Genomic DNA, 21,321 nt, shown 5'->3' on the forward strand with positions numbered 1-21,321 from the left:
CCCATGAAATGGGAGAGGGGCCGGGGGAGAGGGCAGGTGCGCGCGAATGGCGCAGGCCCTCACTTCGTGGAGCCGCCGGCCCTTTCCCCGGCCTCTCCCGCACGCGGAAGAGGGGCGGCGACCAAGAAGCGGCAAAGCCGGCCCCGTCGGCAACGCATCGGCCTCCCGCCAGGGAGGCCGTTTTCATTGGGTCGCTGCCGACGCCATCGTCAGTTCAGCATTCAGCCGACGGCACGATGCGCGGCGCCGTCCCGTCGTCGGGATAGATCATGCGCACGCAGGCGCCGGCGTCGAGTCCCGGCGCCGCCGGGCCGCTGACGGTGGCGAGCGGGCTGCCGTCCAGCGCCGTCACCTTGTACTGGTAGAGCTCGATCTGCGGCCGCGGCTGCGGGTTGAGCAACTGGTTCAGGTTCACGGCGAAACCCATGCTCATGCCGCCGCCGCCCCAGCCGTTGCCGCCGGCCGCGCCCACGCCCACGGCGGAGCCGAAGGCGCCGGTGCCGGGCGCGTCCACGGTGCCGGCCGCGGTCTTCTCGCTGATGTGGCCGAGCCTGACGGTGTAGTCGAGCGGCGTGACCTTCGGCTGCGGCGGGCCGCTCTGGCAGGCGGCCGCCAGCAGCAGCGGCGCCAGGCAGGCGGCCAGCCGCAGCGGGCGCGCGCGGTGTGCCGCGTTCATGCGCTGGCCAGCCCGCTCTTGAGCCGGCCCAGCAGGCGGAACAGCGCGCGGCGGTCGGTCTGCGGCAGGCCGCCGAACAATTGCTCGATCCAGTCTTCGTGCGCGCGCGCCATCTTCGAGAACGCCGTGCGCCCGGCCGGCGTGAGGCGGATCAGGTAGGCGCGGCGGTCGCTCGGCAGCGCCTCGCGCGATACCAGGCCTTCTTCCTGGAGCTGGTCGGTGATGCCGGTGACGTTGCCGCCAGTGACCATCATGCGGCGCGACAGCTCGCCCATCTTGAGGCCCTCGGGGTGGCGGTCCAGCTGCGCCATCAGGTCGAAGCGCGGCAGCGTGCAGGCGAATTCCTGCCGCAGCCGCGAGCGGATGTCGGCTTCCACCAGGTTGGTGCAGGTCAGCAGGCGCAGCCACAGGCGCAGGCCGTCGTGGCTGGCATCGTCGGCGCGGGTTTCGAGATCGACCGGCGGTTCGTCGGCGCCGGCCTTGACGGGGATCTCGGCGGCAGTCGTGGTGGGCATCGCGGCAGGCAGGTTGTTTGATGCCTCAAGTATATGCCCTCCCGCGCCGGGCGGCGCGGGGATCGGCGGGTGCTCAGTCCACCTTGGCGCCCGAGTCCTTGACGACCTTGGCCCACTTGGTGTGTTCGGCGCGGATGAACACGACGAACTGTTCCGGCGTGTTGCCGACCGGCTCGGCGCCCTGGGCCTGCAGTTTCTCGCGCACGGCCGGCGTGGCCAGCGAGCGCGTGACTTCCTGCTGGATGCGCGCGACGATCTCGTGCGGCGTGCCGGCCGGCGCCAGCAGCCCGAACCAGGAGCTGGCCTCGAAGCCCGGCAGCTTGCCGGCCTCGGCCACCGTGGGCACGCCCGGCAGCGCGGGCGAGGGCCTGGCGCTGGTCACGGCCAGCGCCTTGAGCTTGCCGGCCTTGATCAGCGCCATCGAGGACGGCAGGTTGTCGAACATGAGCTGCATGGTGCCGCCGGCAAGGTCGGTCAGCGCCGGGCCGCTACCCTTGTACGGGAAATGCACCATGAAGGTATGCGTCTGCGTCTTGAACAGTTCGCCGGCGAGGTGGATCGAGGTGCCGTTGCCGCTCGATGCCATGTTGAGCTTGCCGGGATTGGCGCGCGCGTAGGCGATCAGGTCCGGCACGCTGTTGATGCGGTTCTGCTGCGCGAAGGCGGGGTTGACCACCAGCACGTTGGGCACCGACGCCACCTCGGTGATCGGCGCGAAATCCTTGATCGGGTCGAACGGCAGCTTGCCGTACAGCGACTGGTTGATGCCGTGCGTGCCCACCGTGCCCATCAGCAGCGTATAGCCGTCGGGCGCCGACTTGGCGACCATGTCGGCGCCGATGTTGCCGCCGGCGCCGGGCCGGTTGTCCACTACCACGTTCCAGCCCGGCAGCTTGGACAGCTCCGCCGCCACCGCGCGCGCCAGGATGTCGGTGGTGCCGCCGGCCGGGAACGGCACCACCAGGCGGATCGGCTTGTTCGGGTAGGGATCGGCGGCCAGCGCCGGCGCGGCGCCGACAAGCAGGCCGAGGCAGGCGCTGGCTGCGCTGGCAAGCAGCATGAGGGTCGCGCGGCGGCGGTGGCGGTGCATGGTGTCTCCTGGCTGGTCTGGCCGCGCCGCACGGTTGCGGCTGCGGGGTTTGCTGCATTCTAGGGCTCGCCGCCGGAGGTGCCGATGAGGTGATGCCCTAGGCCGCCGGCCCCGCCAACGGCAAAAAGGCACCCGAAGGTGCCGTTGCCAGGTCGCGCGGACGCGCTCAGAACTTGTGGCGGATGCCGAGGCCCACGCCGAGCATGGTCGTCTTGCCCGGGCCCAGCGGGTAGCCGTTGGCGAAGGCGATGGCCGAGGTGTCGAGGTTCACCCCCGCGTACTTCGAAAACGCGGTGGTCAGGTAGAGGTCGGTGCGCTTGGACAGGTTGTAGTCGGCGATGAACGAGATTTCCCACGGATTCGGGACATTGACGCCGCCCTGGTTCTTCACGTTGTCGTAGTTATATTGCAGCGTCAGGCCCAGCGCCGCGGTGACCTGGTAGTTGGCGCCGATCCAGTAGTAGTCGTCGCGCAGCACCGTCGTGCCGTTCTGCGCCTTGCTCTGGCCCCAGCGGTAGCCGCCCATGAGCTTGGCCGGGCCCCAGGCGTAGCTGGCGGCGACGGCGGCCTTCTTGACCGTGCCGGTGCCGGCGAAGGTGGTGCCGGCCATCACGCTCGGGTTGTACTGATCGTAGGCGATGGTCGCGCCGACCGGGCCGGCGAAATAGGACACGCCCGCGCCGTAGCCGGTGTCGCGGCGGAACTGGCCGGGGGCTTCGCCGCCGCCGGACACGCCGTTGCCGAACGACCAGTGCGCGATCGCCGTCACCGGGCCGAACACGCCGGTGTACTTGGCGGTGTTGTCCGAGCGGAAGTTCAGGCCGAGCTGGGCCACCACCGGCTCGTACTGGGTCGCGTAGCCGCTGGGCGAGAAATTGGCGAGCAGGTCGAACAGCGTGGTGTACTGGCGGCCGAAGGTGAAGCGGCCGACCTGGGCGCTTTCCAGGCCCACGTAAGCCTGGCGGCCGAACAGGCGGCTGCCCTGCTGCGCCTTGCCGTCATCGAGGCCAAAACCGTTTTCGAGCACGAACAACCCCTTCAGGCCGCTGCCCAGGTCTTCGACGCCGCGCAGACCCCAGCGCGAGCCGGACAGGCCGCCCGACGTCAGGCGGTATGCGTTGTCGCCGGTGGGGCCGAGATGGCTGACGTATTCGACGTTCATGTCGACGACGCCATACAGCGTCACGCTGGACTGGGCTTGCGCAGCACCGGCGAAAAGGCCAAGCGCCGCCAACGCAAGAAGCGATTTTTTCATGCTCGATGATCTCCATGTAAGAATTATTGGTGGTCAGCGGGGAAACCTCCTGAGTCTCCATCGCCCGCTTACCCAACTTCGTCAGAAGTTGCCAACCACTGTAACAAACCGCCTCCGTTTCACAATCCGGGGTGCTGCCCTTGTCAGCTTTTCACAACTCAGGGTTTTGGAGTATCGGAAGCGCGGCAGGCAAGGCGAGCGCTGGCGCCGCCGCGGCAAGGCCGCCACGGCGGGCACGGTACAATGCGGGAAATCCCGAGGCCGGATCCGCGCGGGTCCGCGCAGGTCCCGTTTCCTTGCCGGCCGCGCCGCGGAGCGCGCGCGCGGGCAATCACGAGTGCAAGCATTGATGGATACCTTGATTCGAGAATTCGATGTGGCCCTGCGCGCGATCGCGGGCGTGACGCGGGCCGAGCGGGCCAATCCGGCCGCGGCGCTGGCGCCGGACGACGGCCGCCTCGACGAGCGGGAACGCCACCACGTGGCCGGGCTGATGCGCATCAACCATGTCGGCGAGGTCTGCGCGCAGGCCCTCTACCAGGCGCAGAAGCTCACCGCGCACACGCCGCAGGTGCGCGCGCAGATGGACCAGGCCGCGCGCGAGGAAGAAGACCATCTCGGCTGGTGCGCCGAGCGCCTGCGCGAGCTTGGTTCGCGCACCAGCCTGCTCAACCCGCTCTGGTACGCGGGCGCGTTCGCCATCGGCTGGGCCGCCGGCCGCGCCGGCGACCGCGTCAGCCTCGGCTTCGTGTCCGAGACCGAGAGCCAGGTCGAGCAGCATCTCAACGGCCATCTCGGACAGCTCCCCGCCGCGGACCAGCGCTCGCGCGCGATCCTGGAGCAGATGCGCGACGACGAGGTGCGCCACGGCGCCACCGCCCGCGAGGCCGGCGGCATCCCGCTGCCGGCGCCGGTGCGGGCGATGATGCGGGCCGCGTCGCGCGTCATGACCACGGCTGCCTATCGGATCTAAAGGATCTAAGGGATCTAAGGGATCTAAGGGATTCGAGAGGCCCGGCCGCCGGGCCGGCGCGGGTCCCCGCGCGGGCGGGGTAGACAACAAAACGTTGTATCCTTCCATCGGTCCCGCGAGACGGATTTTCGTGCGGCAGGCAGTTCCTTCCCCGGTCGTTCTCAGGTGGTTTCTCTGCTTTCCTCCATAAGATCTTCATTTCATTAGGGATTCACTTTTTCGGTGCGTGAAGAGTGCGCGCTAAGTCATTGTTCTGATTAAAAAAACCCGGTTTGTTGCCCCGCGGCGAGCCTTGACCCGCCAAATCGCTTCCTCTAAAGTGGGAAATAGTGTGAGGAAGTGTATTTTTGTGTGAAAAAGCGGGCTGGCTGTGGGATCATCCCCCAACGTCGGCTTTACTGGGTTTACCGTGCCAACCGACGGCAGAGCGGGCGGACACGGATCGGGAGCGAGCTTGTTTCAGGGCGCATCGGCGCTGTCACTGGATGCCAAGGGCCGGATGTCGATTCCGGCGCGGCACCGTGAAGCGCTGCAACAGCAGGCCGAGGGCCGGGTAACGCTGACAAAGCACCCGGATGGCTGCCTGCTGCTGTTTCCGCGGCCCGAATGGGAAAGCTTCCGGGCCCGCATCGCCGCTTTGCCGATGGACGCGCACTGGTGGAAGCGCATCTTCCTCGGCAACGCGGCGGACGTCGACATGGACGGCGCGGGCCGCGTGCTGATCGCGCCCGAGCTGCGCAGCGCCGCGCAGCTCGACAAGGAAGTCATGCTGCTCGGCATGGGCAGCCATTTCGAAGTCTGGGATGCCGCGACCTACGCCGCCAAGGAACAGCAGGCAATGGCGCAGGGCATGCCGGAAGCATTGAAGAACTTCTCTTTCTGACGAGGTCATGAGCTCAACTCAAACGCCGGGGACCACCGCCCTGCGCCATCGCACCGTGTTGCTGGACGAGGCTGTCGAAGCGCTCGTCTGGCGGCCCGATGGCGTCTATGTGGACGGCACCTTCGGCAGAGGGGGGCACAGCCGGGCCATATTGGCCCGGCTGGGGCCGGCCGGGGCACTGGTGGCCTTCGACAAGGATCCGGCAGCAATCGCAGAGGCGGGCACCATCGAGGATGCCCGCTTCTCCATTGAGCACACCAGCTTCGCCGACATGGCCGGCCGTCTGGCGGCCCGCGGCCCGGTGGCCGGGATACTGCTCGACCTGGGCATCAGCTCGCCCCAGATCGACGATGCGCAGCGGGGGTTCTCCTTCCGCTTCGAGGGCCCGCTGGACATGCGCATGGACACCACGCGCGGCGTCACCGCCGCCGAGTGGCTGGCGCAGGCGGAAGAGCAAGACATCGCGAGGGTGATACGGGACTATGGGGAAGAACGGTTTGCTGTACAGATTGCAAAGGCGGTTGTTGCTCGCCGGAGCGAACCCGGCCTTGGCGGGCCACTCGCCACTACGGCCGAGCTTGCCGCACTCGTGGCGAAAGCCGTCAAGACTCGCGAGAAGGGCCAGGACCCTGCGACCCGCACCTTTCAGGCTCTACGGATTCACGTCAATCAAGAGCTTGCGGACCTCGAAAGAGGACTGAGCGCGGCATACGATCTGCTGCAGGCAGGAGGGCGGCTGGTGGTGATCAGCTTTCATTCGCTCGAGGACCGCATCGTCAAGCGGTTCATGCAGGCGCACGCCCGTCCGCAGCAGGATGCCGACCCGGCCCTGCGCCGCGCGCCGCTGCGCGCCGACCAGTTGCCGCAGCCGACGCTCAAGCTGCTCGGCCGCGTCAAGCCGGGCGCCGACGAAGTGGCCGCCAACCCGCGCGCGCGCTCGGCCGTGATGCGGGTGGCCGAGAAACTGCCGGCGCGCGCGCCGGCACAGGCTGGCCACGCATGAACCGCCTGACTTTCTTCCTGCTTGCCGCGCTGATCTTCTGCGCGCTCTCCCTGGTGAGCGCGCAGCACCAGGCGCGCACGCTGTTCGTCGCCCTCGAGCGTGCCCAGGCGGAAGAAAAGCAGTTGGACATCGACTGGTCGCGCCTGCAGTACCAGCAGAGCGCGCTCGGCAAGAGCGCGCGCATCGCCGACGCGGCCCGCACCCAGCTCAAGATGACGCCGGTCATTCCCGGCCGTACCCAATACCTGGCCGGCGTGGTGCTCGACACTCCGCCGGCTACCGTGGCGACTGCGGCTTCCGCTGCGGCGGCGGCCTCGGCGCCCGCGGGGAGCAAGCCATGACCATCGCCCATCCCTCGCAGCGCGGCCAGCAGCGCGGCAGCCCCTCGCGCCCGCGCACCGGCCAGTTCGCGGCCAGCCCGGTGCTGGGCCTGCGCCTGCCGATGTGGCGCTCCAAGCTGGTGGTGTTCATGATGTTCTCCGCCTTCGTGGCGCTGGCCGGGCGCGCGCTGTGGATCCAGGGCCCCGGCAACCAGTTCTACGAGGCCGAGGGCAAGAAGCGCTTCCAGCGCACGCTCGACCTGCCGGCCACGCGCGGCAAGATCCTCGACCGCAACGGCCTGGTGCTGGCCACCAGCCTGCCGGTCAAGGCCATCTGGGCGGTGCCCGAGGACGTGCCCGACCAGATCGACGCGGACAAGATCCGCCAGCTCGGCAAGCTGCTCGACATGAGCGACAAGGAGCTGCGCCGCAAGTTTACGGAAGACAAGAGCTTCGTCTACCTGAAGCGCCAGGTGCTGCCCGACGCCGCGGACAAGATCGCCGCGCTCAAGATCGAGGGCATCCACCAGACCCGCGAATACAAGCGCTTCTACCCCGAAGGCGAGGCGATGGCGCACATCGTCGGCTTCACCAACGTCGAAGACCGCGGCCAGGAAGGCATGGAGCTCGCGCGCGAGCCGGTGCTGGCCGGCAGGTCCGGCGCGCGCCAGGTCATCAAGGACCGCCTCGGCCGCGTGGTGGAGGACGTCGGCATCCTCAAGACGCCGCGCGACGGCGAGGACCAGCAGCTTTCCATCGACGCCAAGATCCAGTATCTGGCCTTCAACGAGGTCAAGGCCATCGTCGAGCGCAGCAAGGCCAAGGCCGCCAGCGCGGTGGTGCTGGACGCCCAGACCGGCGAGGTGCTGGCGCTGGCCAACTGGCCGACCTACAACCCCAACGACCGCACCCGCCTGTCGGGCGAGCAGCTGCGCAACCGCGTGCTGACCGACACCTTCGAGCCCGGCTCGATGATGAAGCCGATCACCATCGGCCTGGCGCTGCAGCTCAAGCGGGTCACGCCGTCGACGGTGTTCGCCACCACCGGCAAGTTCACCTACGAAGGCGCCACCATCAGCGACACCCACAATTACGGGGCGCTGACCGTGGCCGGCATCATCCAGAAGTCCAGCAACATCGGCACCACCAAGATCTCGATGCTGCTCAAGCCGCAGGAGATGTGGGACATGTTCACCAGCGTGGGCCTGGGCCAGGCGCCCAAGCTCGGCTTCCCCGGCGCGGTCGCCGGCCGCGTGCGCCCGTACAAGAGCTGGCGCCCGATCGAGCAGGCCACCATGTCGTATGGCTACGGCCTGTCGGTGTCGCTGTTCCAGATCGCGCATGCCTACACCATCTTCGCCCACGACGGCGAGCTGATCCCCGTCACCATGTTCCGCCGCGACGGCCCGGTCAGCGGCGAGCGCGTGCTGTCGCCCGAAGTGGCGCGCCAGGTGCGCGGCATGCTGGAAACCGTGACGGCGCCCGGCGGCACCGCGCCCGAGGCCCAGGTGATGGGCTACCGCGTCGGCGGCAAGACCGGCACCGCGTACAAGCACGTCGGCCGCGGCTACGACCGCAGCAAGTACCGCGCCTCGTTCATCGGCCTGGCGCCGATGTCCAACCCGCGCGTCATTGTGGCGGTCAGTGTGGACGAGCCCACTTCCGGCAGCCACTACGGCGGCGCGGCGGCGGGCCCGGCCTTTGCCGCCATCACCGGCGGCACGCTGCGCGCGCTCAACGTGCAGCCCGATTCGCCGATCCGCCAGCTGGTGGTCAGCGACAAGGTGCAGGAAAGCGAGCCGTGGAGCGCATCCCAATGAGCCGCCAGCTGCTGCCCCTCGAAATCGCCGCCCAGGCCGCCGACGCGCTGGCCTGGCTGCGCCAGCGCGCGCCCGCCGGCGCCCGCCTCACCGGCGACACGCGCCGCCTGACCCAGGGCGACGTGTTTTTCGCCTACGTGCTAGGCAACCAGCGCCTGTCGACCGACGCGCGTCCGCACATCGCCCAGGCCATCGCGCGCGGCGTCAGCGCCATCCTTTATGAAGCGGACGGCTTCGCCTGGCCGCACGGCGAGGCGGTGCCGCATCTCGGCATCGCCGGCCTGCACCAGCTGGCCGGCCCGATCGCGGCCGGTTGGTACGGCAACGACGCGCGCGGCCTGGCCGTGACCGGCATCACCGGCACCAACGGCAAGACCTCGTGCGCGCAATGGCTGGCGCGGCTGCTGCAGGCCGCGGGCAAGCCCTGCGCCACCATCGGCACGCTCGGCACCGGCTTTCCCGGCGCGCTGGCCGCCACCGGCTTCACCACGCCCGACGCGGTGCAGCTGCAGGACAGCCTGGCCGCGCTGCACGACGCCGGCGCCCGCGCGGTCGCGATGGAAGTGTCCTCGCACGGCCTGGAGCAGGGCCGCGTGGCCGGCACGCATTTCGACGTGGCGGTGCTGACCAACCTGACCCAGGACCACCTCGACTACCACGGCACGATGGTCGAGTACGAGGCGGCCAAGGCGCTGCTGTTCCAGTGGCCCGGCCTGCGCGCCGCGGTGGTCAACCGCGACGACGGCATGGGTGCCCGCCTGCTGGCCGGCAAGCTGGCCGCCGCGCAGGTCATCGAATACGGCCTCGACGGCCCGGCCGCGGCCACCCGCAAGGGCGGCCAGTGGCTGCGCGCCAGCGGCGTGCGCGCCACCGCCGCCGGCACCGCCTTCCGCGTGGACGGCAGCTTCGGCAGCGCCGACGTCGCCACGCCGATGATCGGCGGCTTCAACGTCAGCAACCTGCTCGCCGTGCTCGGCGCGGCGCTGGCCAACGGCATCGCCTGGGACGCCGCCGTCGACGCGCTGCGCGCGCTCAGGCCGGTCGACGGCCGCATGGAACTGTTCGGCGGCGGCCAGGACGGCCCGCTGGCGGTGGTCGACTACGCCCACACGCCCGACGCGCTGGACAAGACCCTGGCCGCGCTGCGCCCGGTGGCGCAGGCCCGCAACGGCCGCCTGTGGTGCGTGTTCGGCTGCGGCGGCGACCGCGACCCGACCAAGCGCCCGCTGATGGGCGCGGTGGCCGAGCGCCTGGCCGACGAAGTCGTGCTGACCAGCGACAACCCGCGCAGCGAAGATCCGCTCGACATCCTCGACGCCATCGCCGACGGCATGGACGAGCGCGGCCGCGCCCACCTGATCGAGGACCGCGCCGCCGCCATCCTCTACGCCATCAAGCACGCCGCCGCGGCGGACGTGGTGCTGGTGGCCGGCAAGGGCCACGAGGCCACCCAGGAAGTGCAGGGCCGCAAGCGGCCGTTCTCCGATCGCGAACACGTCCGGCTGACGCTGGGCACGCGCGGGGTGGCCGCATGAACCGGAACATGATGACCAATCTGCAGCAAGCCGCCGGCTGGATCGCCGGCGCGCGCCTTTCCATGCCCGCCGCCGCCGATGCGGCCGCCCTGGGCTTTGCGCGCGTGCTGACCGACAGCCGCGCCGTGCAGCCCGGCGACCTGTTCGTCGCGCTCAAGGGCGAGCGCTTCGACGCCCACGATTTCCTCGCCGACGTGGCCGCGCGCGGCGCCGCCGCGGTGCTGGTGGCGCGCGCGCCCGACGCCGCGCTCGGCCTGCCCGCCATCGTGGTGCCCGACACGCGCCTGGCGCTGGGCGAACTGGCCGCCGGCTGGCGCCGCCGCTTCAGCCTGCCGGTGGTGGCCGTGACCGGCAGCAACGGCAAGACCACGGTCAAGGAAATGATCGCCGCGATCTTCGCCGCGGCGGTAGGGGAGGGCGCCCGCCTGGCCACCGGCGGCAACCTGAACAACGACATCGGCCTGCCGCTGACGGTGCTGCGCCTGGGCGCCGCGCACCGGCTGGCCGTGCTCGAGCTCGGCATGAACCACCCGGGCGAGACCGTCTACCTGGCCGGCATCGCCCAGCCGACGGTCGCCGTCGTCACCAACGCCCAGCGCGAGCACCAGGAATTCATGGTGAGCGTGGAGGCGGTGGCGCGCGAACACGCGGCGGCCATCGCGGCGCTGCCCGCCGACGGCGTGGCGGTGTTCCCGCTCGACGCCGAGGGCGGCGGCGCGCACGCCGGCATCTGGCGCGAGGCCGCCGGCCAGCGCCGCGTGCTGTCGTTCGGCCTGGCCGCCGGCGCCGACGTGCGCGCCGACGTGCATCTCGACGACGGCGTGCAGGTGATGCGGGTCACGGCGCCCGGCGGCGCCTTCGAGGTGCGCCTGTCGGTGCTGGGCACGCACAACGTGCGCAACGCGCTGGCGGCGACGGCCTGCGCGCTGGCGGCCGGCGTCGGCCACGAGGCCATCCGCGCCGGGCTGGCCGGGTTCGCCGCGGTCAAGGGGCGCCTGCAGGTCAAGCACACCGCCGCCGGCACGCTGGTGATCGACGACACCTACAACGCCAACCCGGACTCGGTGCGCGCCGCCATCGACGTGCTCGCCGGGTTTGCCGCGCCGCGCCTGCTGGTGCTGGGCGACATGGGCGAAGTGGGCGACCAGGGCCCGGCCTTCCACGCGGAGATCGGCGCCTACGCCGCCGCGCGCGGCATCGAGGCCCTGTGGGGCACCGGCGCGGCCATGACCGACGCGGTGCGCGCGTTCGGCGCGCAGGGCGGCGGGCAGGCGCGCCATTTCGACAGCGCCGAGGCGCTGGCCGGCGCGCTGGCGCGGGACGAGGACGGCATCGTGGCCCGCGCGGGCGCGGTGCTGGTGAAGGGATCGCGCTTCATGCGCATGGAACGGATGGTGGATGCGCTGGTCGCAGACACGTCCGCGCCGAAAGCGTGAGGGGCGTGACAGGCATGAGGGGCATGAAGGATGCGGCCGGTGGCCGGCAACGCCCGATCAGGTAATCGCAAGCAAACGAGAAGCCCGGCGCCGCCGGGCGGTTGTCGAAAGGAATACGGAACACGATGTTATTGGCTCTGGCCCAGTGGCTGCAAAACGACTACAGCTTCCTGCGGGTCTTCAACTACCTGACCTTCCGCGCGGTGATGGCCAACCTCACCGCGCTGTTGATCGGCCTGTGCCTGGGCCCGTGGGTGATCCGCAAGCTGACCGAACTGAAGATCGGCCAGGCGGTGCGCACCATCGGCCCGCAGTCGCACCTGGTCAAGGCCGGCACGCCCACCATGGGCGGCGTGCTGGTGCTGGTGTCGATCGGCATCTCCACGCTGCTGTGGTGCGACTGGGGCAACCGCTTCATCTGGGTGGTGATGCTGGTGACGCTGGGATACGGCGCGATCGGCTGGGTGGACGACTACCGCAAGGTGGTCTACCGCGACCCGCGCGGCATGTCGAGCCGCGAGAAGTTCTTCTGGCAGACCCTGATCGGCCTGGTGGCCGCGGTCTACCTGGCGTTCTCGGTGTCGGAAAGCAGCAATGTGCGGGTGTGGGACCTGTTCCTGGGCTGGGTCGAGAGCGGCATGTCGCTGGACATGCCCTACAAGTCCAACCTGATCGTGCCCTTCTTCAAGGAAGTGAGCTACCCGCTGGGCGTGGCCGGCTTCATCGTGCTGACCTACCTGGTGATCGTCGGCTCGAGCAACGCGGTGAACCTGACCGACGGCCTCGACGGGCTGGTGATCATGCCGGTGGTGCTGGTCGGCAGCGGGCTGGGCGTGTTCGCCTACGTGATGGGCAGCGCGGTCTACAGCAAATACCTGCTGTTCCCGCACATCCCGGGGGCGGGCGAGCTGCTGATCTTCTGCTCGGCGCTGACCGGGGCGGGCCTGGCCTTCCTCTGGTTCAACGCCCACCCGGCCCAGGTCTTCATGGGCGACGTGGGCGCGCTGGCGCTGGGCGGCGCGCTCGGCACGGTGGCGGTGATCGTGCGCCAGGAGATCGTGCTGTTCGTGATGGGCGGCATCTTCGTGGTGGAAACGCTGTCGGTGATGCTGCAGGTGACGTGGTTCAAGATCACCAAGCGGCGCTACGGCGAGGGCCGGCGGCTGTTCAGGATGGCGCCGCTGCATCACCACTTCGAATTGTCGGGCTGGAAGGAAACGCAGGTCACGGTGCGCTTCTGGATCATCACCATGCTGCTGGTGCTGATCGGGCTGTCGTCGCTGAAGCTGCGCTGAGCGCGCGGCCGGCATCGGTGTAACAACGTAACGAAAAGGGCGGAAAACGAAGTGTTTGGCGAGTTGCAGAAACCTCATGTGCTGGTGCTGGGCCTCGGTGAATCGGGGCTGGCGATGGCGCGCTGGTGCGGCCAGTACGGCGCCCCCGTGCGCGTCGCCGACACGCGCGAGGCTCCCGCCAACCTGGTCTTCCTGCAGGCCGAGCTGCCCTCGGCGCAATTCATCGGCGGCGCGTTCGACGTGGCGCTGCTCGACGGCATCGGCCTGGTGGCGATCAGCCCCGGCCTGCCGCCGGGCGAGCCCGCCACCGCCGCGCTGCTGGCGGCGGCGCGCGAGCGCGGCATCCCGGTGTGGGGCGAGATCGAGCTGTTCGCGCGGGCGCTGGCCCATCTGCGGGCCGAATCCGGCTACGCGCCCAAGGTGCTGGCGATCACCGGCACCAACGGCAAGACCACCACCACCGCGCTGACCGGCCGCCTGGTCGAGCGCGCCGGCAAGACCGTGGCGGTGGCCGGCAACATCAGCCCGTCGGCGCTCGACAAACTGGCCGCCTGCATCGCCGCGGCCACGCTGCCCGAGGTCTGGGTGCTGGAACTGTCCAGCTTCCAGCTCGAGACCACCTATACGCTGGCGCCGCACGCGGCCACCGTGCTCAACGTCACGCAGGACCACCTCGACTGGCACGGCGGCATGGAAGCCTACGCCGCCGCCAAGGCGCGCGTGTTCGGCCCGGCGCCCGCGCCGGGCGAGCCCGGCTGCCTGCAGGTGCTCAACCGCAACGACCGCCTGAGCCTGGAGATGGCGCGCGCGGGCACCGTGCCCGTCACCTTCGGCACCGACCTGCCGGAGACGCCGGGCAGCTTCGGCGTGCTGCGCGAGGGCGGCATGCCGTGGCTGGTGATCGCCGAGGCCGACAGCGAGGCCGAGGGCGAGAACAAGCCGCGCCGCCGCAAGGCCGCCGCCGAGGCCGAGCCGGCCGTGCCGGTGCGCCACAAGCGCCTGATGCCGGCCGACGCGCTGCATATCCGCGGCATGCACAACGCCACCAACGCGATGGCCGCGCTGGCGCTGTGCCGCGCCATCGACCTGCCGCTCAACGCCCTGCTGCACGGCCTGCGCGAATACCGCGGCGAGCCGCACCGCGTGGAGTGGGTCGCCACGGTGGACGACGTGGAGTATTTCGACGACAGCAAGGGCACCAACGTGGGCGCCACCGTGGCCGCGCTGTCGGGCCTGGACAAGCGCGTGGTGCTGATCGCCGGCGGCGAAGGCAAGGGCCAGGATTTCTCGCCGCTGGCCGCGCCCGTGGCGCAGTACGCGCGCGCCGTGGTGCTGATCGGCAAGGACGCCGGCGAATTGCGCCGTGCGCTGGCCGGCACCGGCGTGACGCTGGCCGACGCCGCCACGCTGGAGCAGGCGGTCACGCTGGCCGCCGGCGCCGCGCAGGGCGGCGACGCCGTGCTGCTGTCGCCGGCCTGCGCCAGCCTCGATATGTTCCGTAACTACGTGCACCGCGCGGAAGTGTTCCGTGCCGCGGTGGAAGAACTGGCGATGTCCCGGGGGATCGTGCCATGAGCGACGCACAGGTCAAGCGCAGCGGTTTCATCGGCGCCACCATCGGCAATGCCTGGGGTGGCCTGCGTGACGCGGTGTCCGGCGTCAAGCCGACCCGCTCGCGCATGATGGAGTACGACCAGCCGCTGCTGTGGGTGTCGATCGTGCTGCTCGCGCTCGGCCTGGTGATGGTGTACTCGGCCTCGATCGCGCTGCCCGACTCGCCGCGCTACGCCAACTACCGCGAGAGCCACTTCCTCGCGCGGCATGCGTTCGCGCTGTTCGTCGGCCTGTCCGGCGGGCTGCTGGCGTTCCAGATCCCGGTCAAGTTCTGGGACCGCTACGCGCCCAAGCTGTTCGTGATCGCGCTGCTGTTGCTGGTGGTCGTGCTGGTGCCCTTCGTCGGCAAGGGCGTCAACGGCGCGCGGCGCTGGATTCCGCTGGGCATCATGAACTTCCAGCCGTCCGAGCTGATGAAGCTGGCGGTGGTGCTCTACGCCGCCAACTACACCGTGCGCAAGCAGGAGTGGATGCAGAACGTGGGCAAGGGCTTCCTGCCGATGGGCGTGGCGGTGGTGGTGGTGGGCATGCTGCTGCTGCTGGAGCCCGACATGGGCGCCTTCCTGGTGGTGGCCACCGTGGCGATGGGCATCCTGTTCCTGGGCGGCATCAACGGCAAGCTGTTCGCCGGGTTGGTCGGCGTGGCGGTGGGCGCGTTCGCGCTGCTGATCACGGCCTCGCCGTGGCGGCGCGAGCGGATCTTCGCCTACCTCAACCCGTGGGAAGAAGCCAACGCGCTCGGCAAGGCCTACCAGCTCACGCACTCGCTGATCGCCTTCGGGCGCGGCGAATGGACCGGCGTGGGGCTGGGCGGCAGCATCGAGAAGCTGCACTACCTGCCCGAAGCGCACACCGACTTCATCCTCGCTGTGATCGGCGAGGAATTCGGCTTCGTGGGCGTGCTGGTGGTGATCGTGCTGTTCTACTGGCTGGTGCGCCGCGCGTTCGAGATCGGCCGCACCGCGCTGCAGCTCGACCGCACCTTCGCCGGCCTGGTGGCCAAGGGCATCGGCGTGTGGGTCGGCTGGCAGACCTTCATCAACATGGGCGTGAACCTGGGCCTGCTGCCGACCAAGGGGCTGACCCTGCCGCTGGTGAGCTACGGCGGCTCGGGCATCCTGATGAACTGCGTCGCGCTGGCGATCTTGCTGCGGGTCGACTACGAGAACCGGGTGATGATGCGTGGAGGCAAAGTATGACCGCTGCGCGCACCTTGCTCGTGATGGCCGGCGGCACCGGGGGGCACGTGTTCCCCGGGCTGGCGGTCGCGCGCGCGTTGCGCGAACAGGGCTGGCGCGTGGTGTGGCTGGGCAACCGCAGCGGCATGGAAGCCACGCTGGTGCCCAAGTACGACATCCCGATGGAGTTCATCCAGTTCGGCGGCCTGCGCGGCAAGGGGCCGCTGACCAAGCTGCTGCTGCCGCTGAACCTGCTGCGCGCGTTCTGGCAGAGCCTGCGGGCGCTGCGCCGCGTGCGGCCCGACGTGGTGCTCGGCATGGGCGGCTACATCACCTTCCCGGCCGGCATGATGGCCTCGCTGCTGGGGCGCCCGCTGGTGCTGCACGAGCAGAACTCCATCGCCGGGCTGGCCAACAAGGTGCTGGCCAGGGTGGCGGACCGCGTGCTGTGCGCGTTCCCCAACGCGCTGCCGGACAGCGAGTGGACCGGCAACCCGGTGCGCGAGGAGCTGGCCCGCATGCCCGCGCCGGACCAGCGCTACGACCAGCGCAGCGGCCCGCTGCGCCTGCTGGTGGTGGGCGGCAGCCTCGGCGCCGCGGCGCTCAACGAGATCGTGCCCAAGGCGCTGGCGCTGCTGCCGGAAGCTGCGCGCCCGCTGGTGAAGCACCAGGCCGGCACCAGGCAGATTGACACGCTGCGCGCCAACTACCAGGCGGCCGGCGTGCAGGCGGAAGCCGTGCCCTTTATCGACGACATGGCCGGCGCCTACGCCGAGGCGGATCTGGTGATCTGCCGCGCGGGCGCCATGACCGTGTCGGAGGTGGCGGCGGCGGGCGTGGCGGCGCTGTTCGTGCCGTTTCCCCATGCCGTGGACGACCACCAGACCACCAACGCGGAATTCCTGTCGCGGCAGGACGCGGCCTTGCTGGTCCAGCAGAACGAACTGACCGCGCAGGGGCTGGCGCACACGCTGGCCTCGCTCACGCGGACCCGACTCAAAGAGATGGCGCACCAGGCGCGCGGTCTCGCCAAGCCGGAAGCGACCCGGCGCGTGGCGGAGATCTGCAGCCAGATGGCCAGGGATTGAAACAAACGGATTCATGAAGCACATCGTCAAGAACATCCACTTCGTAGGCATCGGCGGCGCCGGCATGAGCGGCATCGCGGAGGTCCTGTTGAACCTGGGCTACAAAGTCTCGGGCTCCGACGTGGGCAGCAACGCCGCCACGCGGCGCCTGGCCTCGCTGGGCGCGACCGTGACGCACGGCCATGACGCCGCCAACATCAACGGCGCCAACGCCGTGGTGGTGTCCACCGCCGTGACCGGCGACAACCCCGAGGTGCTGGCCGCGCGCGCCAGGCGCATCCCGGTGGTGCCGCGCGCGGTCATGCTGGCCGAGCTGATGCGCCTCAAGCAGGGCGTGGCCATCGCCGGCACCCACGGCAAGACCACCACCACCAGCCTGGTGGCCTCGGTGCTGGCCGAAGGCGGGCTCGACCCGACCTTCGTGATCGGCGGCCGGCTCAATTCGGCCGGCGCCAACGCGCGCCTGGGCACGGGCGACTTCATCGTGGCCGAGGCCGACGAGTCGGATGCGTCGTTCCTCAATCTGTTCCCGGTGATCGAGGTCATCACCAACATCGACGCCGACCACATGGACACCTACGGGCACGATTTCGCCCGGCTCAAGCAGGCGTTCGTGGAGTTCACCCAGCGCCTGCCGTTCTACGGCATCGCGGTGCTGTGCGCGGACGATCCCAGCGTGCGCGAGATCATGCCGTTCGTGTCCAAGCCGATCGTGCGCTACGGTTTCGCCGAGGACGCCCAGATCCGCGCGGTCAACGCGCGCGCGGTCGACGGCCAGATGCACTTCACCGTGCTGCGCCAGCTGAACGGCCACGCCGAGCCGCCGCTGGACGTGGTGCTGAACCTGCCCGGCATGCACAACGTGCAGAACGCGCTGGCCGCCATCGCCATCGCTACCGAGCTGGAGGTGCCCGACGCCGCCATCGTCAAGGCGCTGCGCGAGTTCCACGGCGTGGGCCGGCGCTTCCAGCGCTACGGCGAAGTGGCCTGCACCGGCGCGGACGGGGCCGAAGGCACCTTCACGCTGGTCGACGACTACGGCCACCATCCGGTCGAGATGGCCGCCACGCTGGCCGCGGCGCGCGGCGCGTTCCCGGGCCGCCGGCTGGTGCTGGCGTTCCAGCCGCACCGCTTTACCCGCACGCGCGACTGCTTCGAGGACTTCGTCAAGGTGCTCGGCACCGTGGACGCGCTGCTGCTGACCGAGGTCTATGCCGCCGGCGAGACCCCCATCGTGGCCGCCGACGGCCGCGCGCTGACGCGCGCGCTGCGCGTGGCGGGCAAGGTTGAACCCGTTTTCGTGGAGCAGATCGAGGAAATGCCGCAGGCCATCCTGAACGCCGTCCGGCCCGGCGATGTCGTGGTGACGATGGGCGCCGGCACCATCGGCGGCGTGCCGGGGCAACTGGTTTCGCAACAAGCATCGCAACAGGCATCGGGAGGCCACGCATGAGCTTCGTCTCCCATCCCAATATCGACCCGAAATCGCTCGGCAAGGTCGGCGTGCTGCTGGGCGGCCGCTCGGCCGAGCGCGAGATCTCGCTGATGTCCGGCAACGGCGTGCTGGCCGCGCTGCGCGCGCGCGGCGTCGATGCGCACGCCTTCGACCCGGGCCTGCAGCCGGTGGCCGAGCTGGCCGCGGCCGGCTTCGACCGCGTCTTCATCGCGCTGCACGGCCGCTACGGCGAGGACGGCACCATGCAGGGCCTGCTGGAGCAGCTCGGCGTGCCCTACACCGGCAGCGGCGTGCTGCCCTCCGCGCTGGCGATGGACAAGCAGGCCACCAAGCGCCTGTGGCTGACGCACGGGCTGCCCACGCCGCGCTTCGCCATGCTCGATGCCGGCACCGACTTCGCCGCCGTGGTGGCCGACCTGGGCCTGCCGCTGATCGTCAAGCCGGCGCGCGAGGGCTCGTCGATCGGCCTGAGCAAGGTCACCGACGCCGGCCAGATGCGGGCCGCCTTCGAGAAGGCCGCGGCGCTGGACAACGACGTCATCGCCGAGGCATTCATCGACGGCGCCGAGCTGACCTGCCCGATCGTGGGGGAGGGCGCCGGCGCCGAGGCGCTGCCGGTGGTGCGCATCGTCGCGCCCGGCGCCAACTACGACTATCAAAACAAGTACTTTACTGACGTTACCCAATACTTGTGCCCGTCGGGCCTGCCGGACGACGTCGAGGCCGAGGTCCGGCGCCTGGCGGTGCAGTCGTTCCGCGTGCTGGGCTGCCGCGGCTGGGCGCGCGCCGACGTGATGCTGCGCGCCGACGGCAAGCCGTTCCTGCTCGAGATGAACACCTCGCCCGGCATGACCGGCCACTCGCTGGTGCCGATGGCGGCGCGCGCGGCCGGCATCAGCTACGAGGATTTCGTGCTGCAGGTGACGGCCGCCGCCACGCTGGACCTGCACCCGAACGACGCCTGGAAACCCGACTGAGCAACAGAAGCCGACCGAACCTGAACCGACCGAACGGAAACGCCCCAAGCCATGTGGCACAACACCCGCCTGCTCAACCTGATCGCCTCCACGCTGTACGCGCTGGTGGCGCTGATGGCGTTCGCTGCCGGCCTGCTGTGGCTGGCGCAGCGGCCGGTGTTCGCCATCACGCACGTGGAGCTGTCGGCGATGGCGGGCGGCACGCTGCGCCACGTCAACGCGCCGGGCGTGCGCGCCAACGCGCTGGGCAAGCTGAGCGGCAACTTCTTCACGCTCGACCTCAACGAGGCGCGCCAGAGTTTCGAGTCCGTGCCCTGGGTGCGGCGCGCCAGCGTGCGGCGCGAATGGCCCAACGGCCTGGCGGTCGAGGTCGAGGAGCACGAGGCGCTCGGCACCTGGGGTAATGCCGACGGCGGGCGCCTGATCAACACCTACGGCGAGATCTTCGTGGCCAACCCGGCCGAGGCCGAGGAAGACGCGCAGCTGCTCGCGCTGGACGGCCCGCCCGACAGCGAGTCCGACGTGGTGGACAAGCTCGAGGTCATGCGCGAATGGTTCAAGCCGCTCAAGGTCGAGCCGCTGGCGGTCACGCTGTCACAGCGCTACGCCTGGCGCACGCGGCTGTCCAACGGCATGGTGATCGAGCTCGGGCGCGAGCAGAACGATGAAGAGCGCGATGCGATGGCGCAGCGCGTGAAGCGGTTCGTGGTGGCCTGGCCCCAGGTCACGGAGCAGTGGGGCAAGCAGATCGAATACGCGGACCTGCGTTATCCGAACGGATTTGCCATCCGCGCGGCCAACGTGCGGTTCCTGACCGATGCGCAGGCCGCGGCGGCCGCCAAGGCCCGCGCGCCCGCGGCAAGCAATCCGACAAACAATCCGACGCGACTCAAGAGCAAGAACGCGGAGAAAACCCGATGAGCAAGGAATACAAGGACCTGTTGGTCGGTCTCGATATCGGCACTTCCAAGGTGGCCGCGGTGGTGGCGGAACTGCGCCCCGACGGCAGCTATGAAGTGATCGGGATGGGCCAGTCGGAGTCCAAGGGTCTGAAGAAGGGGGTCGTGGTCAATATCGAGGCCACCGTGCAGTCCATCCAGCGCGCGCTGGAGGAGGCCGAGCTGATGGCCGACTGCAAGATTTCCGAGGTCTTCACCGGCATCGCCGGCAGCCACATCCGCAGCTTCAACTCCAGCGGCATGGTGGCGATCAAGGACAAGGAGGTCACGCAGACCGACGTGGCACGCGTGATCGAGACCGCCAAGGCGGTCAACATCCCGACCGACCAGCAGATCCTGCACATCCTGACGCAGGAATTCATCATCGACGGCCAGGAAGACGTGCGCGAGCCGATCGGCATGAGCGGCATCCGGCTGGAGGTGAAGGTGCATATCGTCACCGGCGCGGTCAGCGCGGCGCAGAACATCGTCAAGTGCGTGCGCCGCTGCGGGCTGGAGGTGCACGACCTGATCCTGCAGCCGCTGGCCTCGAGCCTGGCGGTGCTGACCGAGGACGAGAAGGAGCTCGGCGTGGTGCTGGTCGACATCGGCGGCGGCACCACCGACATCGCCATCTTCAGCGAAGGCGCGATCCGGCACACCGCCGTGATCCCCATCGCCGGCGACCAGATCACCAACGACATCGCGATGGCGCTGCGCACGCCCACGCCCGATGCCGAGGACATCAAGATCCAGTACGGCATCGCCAAGCAGGCCATCGCCGACCCGGAGGACATGATCGAGGTCCCCGGCGTGGGCGACCGCGGCACCCGCACGCTGAGCCGGCAGGCGCTGGCTGCGGTGATCGAGCCGCGCATCGAGGAGCTTTACTCGCTGGTGCACCAGGTGGTGCGCGAATCGGGCTACGAGGAACTGCTGTCCTCGGGCGTGGTGATCACCGGTGGCACGGCGATGATGCCGGGCATGGTGGAACTGGGCGAGGACATTTTCCTCAAACCGGTTCGGGTCGGCGTGCCGGAATATCGCGGAAATTTGCACGAAGTGGTAAAGAGTCCGCGCTATTCGACCGTAATGGGACTACTGCTCGAAGGCCGCGTGCAGCGCATGCGCGGGCGCCGGGTGGCGGTGCAGAGCGGCTCCGTCAAGCATGTGTGGGGCCGCATGAAGGAATGGTTCGTCGGCAATTTCTGATATTGCCGGCGCGCGGGATGTTGAAAGATTGACGGCGCTGTCCACCGGATCGGGGGC

General features: G+C 69.7%; 19 protein-coding genes. 15 read left to right on the forward strand and 4 right to left on the reverse strand.

Annotated elements, in window-relative coordinates; all coding sequences use genetic code 11:
* Positions 1-214: 214 nt before the first annotated feature.
* The 4 genes from AC3WXD_RS29225 to AC3WXD_RS29240 form a co-directional block, all read right to left on the reverse strand.
* The gene (locus AC3WXD_RS29225; protein ID WP_492325213.1) at positions 215-676 is read right to left on the reverse strand and encodes a hypothetical protein; all 462 of its coding nucleotides are present in this window, start codon (positions 674-676) and stop codon (positions 215-217) included.
* A complete protein-coding gene (locus AC3WXD_RS29230; protein WP_020204710.1) occupies positions 673-1,191 on the reverse strand; it encodes a MarR family winged helix-turn-helix transcriptional regulator in 519 nt (172 codons plus the stop codon). The genes AC3WXD_RS29225 and AC3WXD_RS29230 overlap by 4 nt, the downstream gene beginning before the upstream one ends.
* A 73-nt stretch (positions 1,192-1,264) precedes the next feature.
* Positions 1,265-2,281, reverse strand: a complete 1,017-nt coding sequence (locus AC3WXD_RS29235; RefSeq protein ID WP_492325214.1) for a Bug family tripartite tricarboxylate transporter substrate binding protein — start codon at positions 2,279-2,281, stop codon at positions 1,265-1,267.
* 166 nt (positions 2,282-2,447) lie between these two features.
* Positions 2,448-3,536: a porin gene (locus AC3WXD_RS29240; protein ID WP_029043957.1), complete on the reverse strand. Its 1,089-nt coding sequence runs from the start codon at positions 3,534-3,536 to the stop codon at positions 2,448-2,450.
* 349 nt (positions 3,537-3,885) lie between these two features.
* On the opposite strand from AC3WXD_RS29240, the gene coq7 reads away from it, so the two are divergent.
* The 15 genes from coq7 (at position 3,886) to ftsA (ending at position 21,264) form a co-directional block, all read left to right on the forward strand.
* Positions 3,886-4,509 carry a 2-polyprenyl-3-methyl-6-methoxy-1,4-benzoquinone monooxygenase gene (coq7, locus tag AC3WXD_RS29245; protein ID WP_029043958.1) on the forward strand — a complete coding sequence of 208 codons (624 nt, stop codon included), beginning with the start codon at positions 3,886-3,888 and terminating at the stop codon, positions 4,507-4,509.
* Between the two features lie 454 nt (positions 4,510-4,963).
* Positions 4,964-5,392 carry a division/cell wall cluster transcriptional repressor MraZ gene (mraZ, locus tag AC3WXD_RS29250; RefSeq protein WP_029043959.1) on the forward strand — a complete coding sequence of 143 codons (429 nt, stop codon included), beginning with the start codon at positions 4,964-4,966 and terminating at the stop codon, positions 5,390-5,392.
* A gap of 7 nt (positions 5,393-5,399) precedes the next feature.
* Positions 5,400-6,395 (forward strand): 16S rRNA (cytosine(1402)-N(4))-methyltransferase RsmH, encoded by a 996-nt coding sequence (gene rsmH, locus AC3WXD_RS29255; protein WP_020204715.1) that lies wholly within the window; start codon positions 5,400-5,402, stop codon positions 6,393-6,395.
* Entirely contained in the window at positions 6,392-6,736 is a 345-nt protein-coding gene (ftsL, locus tag AC3WXD_RS29260; RefSeq protein ID WP_020204716.1) for a cell division protein FtsL, read from the forward strand. The genes rsmH and ftsL overlap by 4 nt, the downstream gene beginning before the upstream one ends.
* On the forward strand, positions 6,733-8,535 hold the full coding sequence (locus AC3WXD_RS29265) for a peptidoglycan D,D-transpeptidase FtsI family protein (protein WP_020204717.1): 1,803 nt from the start codon (positions 6,733-6,735) through the stop codon (positions 8,533-8,535). The genes ftsL and AC3WXD_RS29265 overlap by 4 nt, the downstream gene beginning before the upstream one ends.
* Positions 8,532-10,070 carry a UDP-N-acetylmuramoyl-L-alanyl-D-glutamate--2,6-diaminopimelate ligase gene (locus tag AC3WXD_RS29270; protein ID WP_492325245.1) on the forward strand — a complete coding sequence of 513 codons (1,539 nt, stop codon included), beginning with the start codon at positions 8,532-8,534 and terminating at the stop codon, positions 10,068-10,070. The genes AC3WXD_RS29265 and AC3WXD_RS29270 overlap by 4 nt, the downstream gene beginning before the upstream one ends.
* Positions 10,067-11,506, forward strand: a complete 1,440-nt coding sequence (locus tag AC3WXD_RS29275) for a UDP-N-acetylmuramoyl-tripeptide--D-alanyl-D-alanine ligase (protein ID WP_492325215.1) — start codon at positions 10,067-10,069, stop codon at positions 11,504-11,506. The genes AC3WXD_RS29270 and AC3WXD_RS29275 overlap by 4 nt, the downstream gene beginning before the upstream one ends.
* Before the next feature lie 125 nt (positions 11,507-11,631).
* On the forward strand, positions 11,632-12,801 hold the full coding sequence (gene mraY, locus AC3WXD_RS29280) for a phospho-N-acetylmuramoyl-pentapeptide-transferase (protein WP_029043962.1): 1,170 nt from the start codon (positions 11,632-11,634) through the stop codon (positions 12,799-12,801).
* Between the two features lie 51 nt (positions 12,802-12,852).
* Positions 12,853-14,376 carry a UDP-N-acetylmuramoyl-L-alanine--D-glutamate ligase gene (murD, locus tag AC3WXD_RS29285; protein ID WP_454732239.1) on the forward strand — a complete coding sequence of 508 codons (1,524 nt, stop codon included), beginning with the start codon at positions 12,853-12,855 and terminating at the stop codon, positions 14,374-14,376.
* The gene (ftsW, locus tag AC3WXD_RS29290) at positions 14,373-15,614 is read left to right on the forward strand and encodes a putative lipid II flippase FtsW (RefSeq protein WP_020204722.1); all 1,242 of its coding nucleotides are present in this window, start codon (positions 14,373-14,375) and stop codon (positions 15,612-15,614) included. The genes murD and ftsW overlap by 4 nt, the downstream gene beginning before the upstream one ends.
* Positions 15,611-16,681 (forward strand): undecaprenyldiphospho-muramoylpentapeptide beta-N-acetylglucosaminyltransferase, encoded by a 1,071-nt coding sequence (gene murG / locus AC3WXD_RS29295; RefSeq protein ID WP_492325216.1) that lies wholly within the window; start codon positions 15,611-15,613, stop codon positions 16,679-16,681. Before ftsW ends, murG begins: the two co-directional genes overlap by 4 nt.
* Positions 16,682-16,694: 13 nt before the next feature.
* Positions 16,695-18,134 (forward strand): UDP-N-acetylmuramate--L-alanine ligase, encoded by a 1,440-nt coding sequence (gene murC, locus AC3WXD_RS29300; RefSeq protein ID WP_492325217.1) that lies wholly within the window; start codon positions 16,695-16,697, stop codon positions 18,132-18,134.
* Positions 18,131-19,114 carry a D-alanine--D-alanine ligase gene (locus AC3WXD_RS29305; protein ID WP_492325218.1) on the forward strand — a complete coding sequence of 328 codons (984 nt, stop codon included), beginning with the start codon at positions 18,131-18,133 and terminating at the stop codon, positions 19,112-19,114. Before murC ends, AC3WXD_RS29305 begins: the two co-directional genes overlap by 4 nt.
* A gap of 51 nt (positions 19,115-19,165) precedes the next feature.
* The gene (locus tag AC3WXD_RS29310) at positions 19,166-20,035 is read left to right on the forward strand and encodes a cell division protein FtsQ/DivIB (protein WP_020204726.1); all 870 of its coding nucleotides are present in this window, start codon (positions 19,166-19,168) and stop codon (positions 20,033-20,035) included.
* Positions 20,032-21,264 (forward strand): cell division protein FtsA, encoded by a 1,233-nt coding sequence (ftsA, locus tag AC3WXD_RS29315; RefSeq protein WP_020204727.1) that lies wholly within the window; start codon positions 20,032-20,034, stop codon positions 21,262-21,264. Before AC3WXD_RS29310 ends, ftsA begins: the two co-directional genes overlap by 4 nt.
* Positions 21,265-21,321: the final 57 nt, after the last annotated feature.

It is taken from the genome of Cupriavidus sp. FW216-B1 (assembly GCF_058789195.1).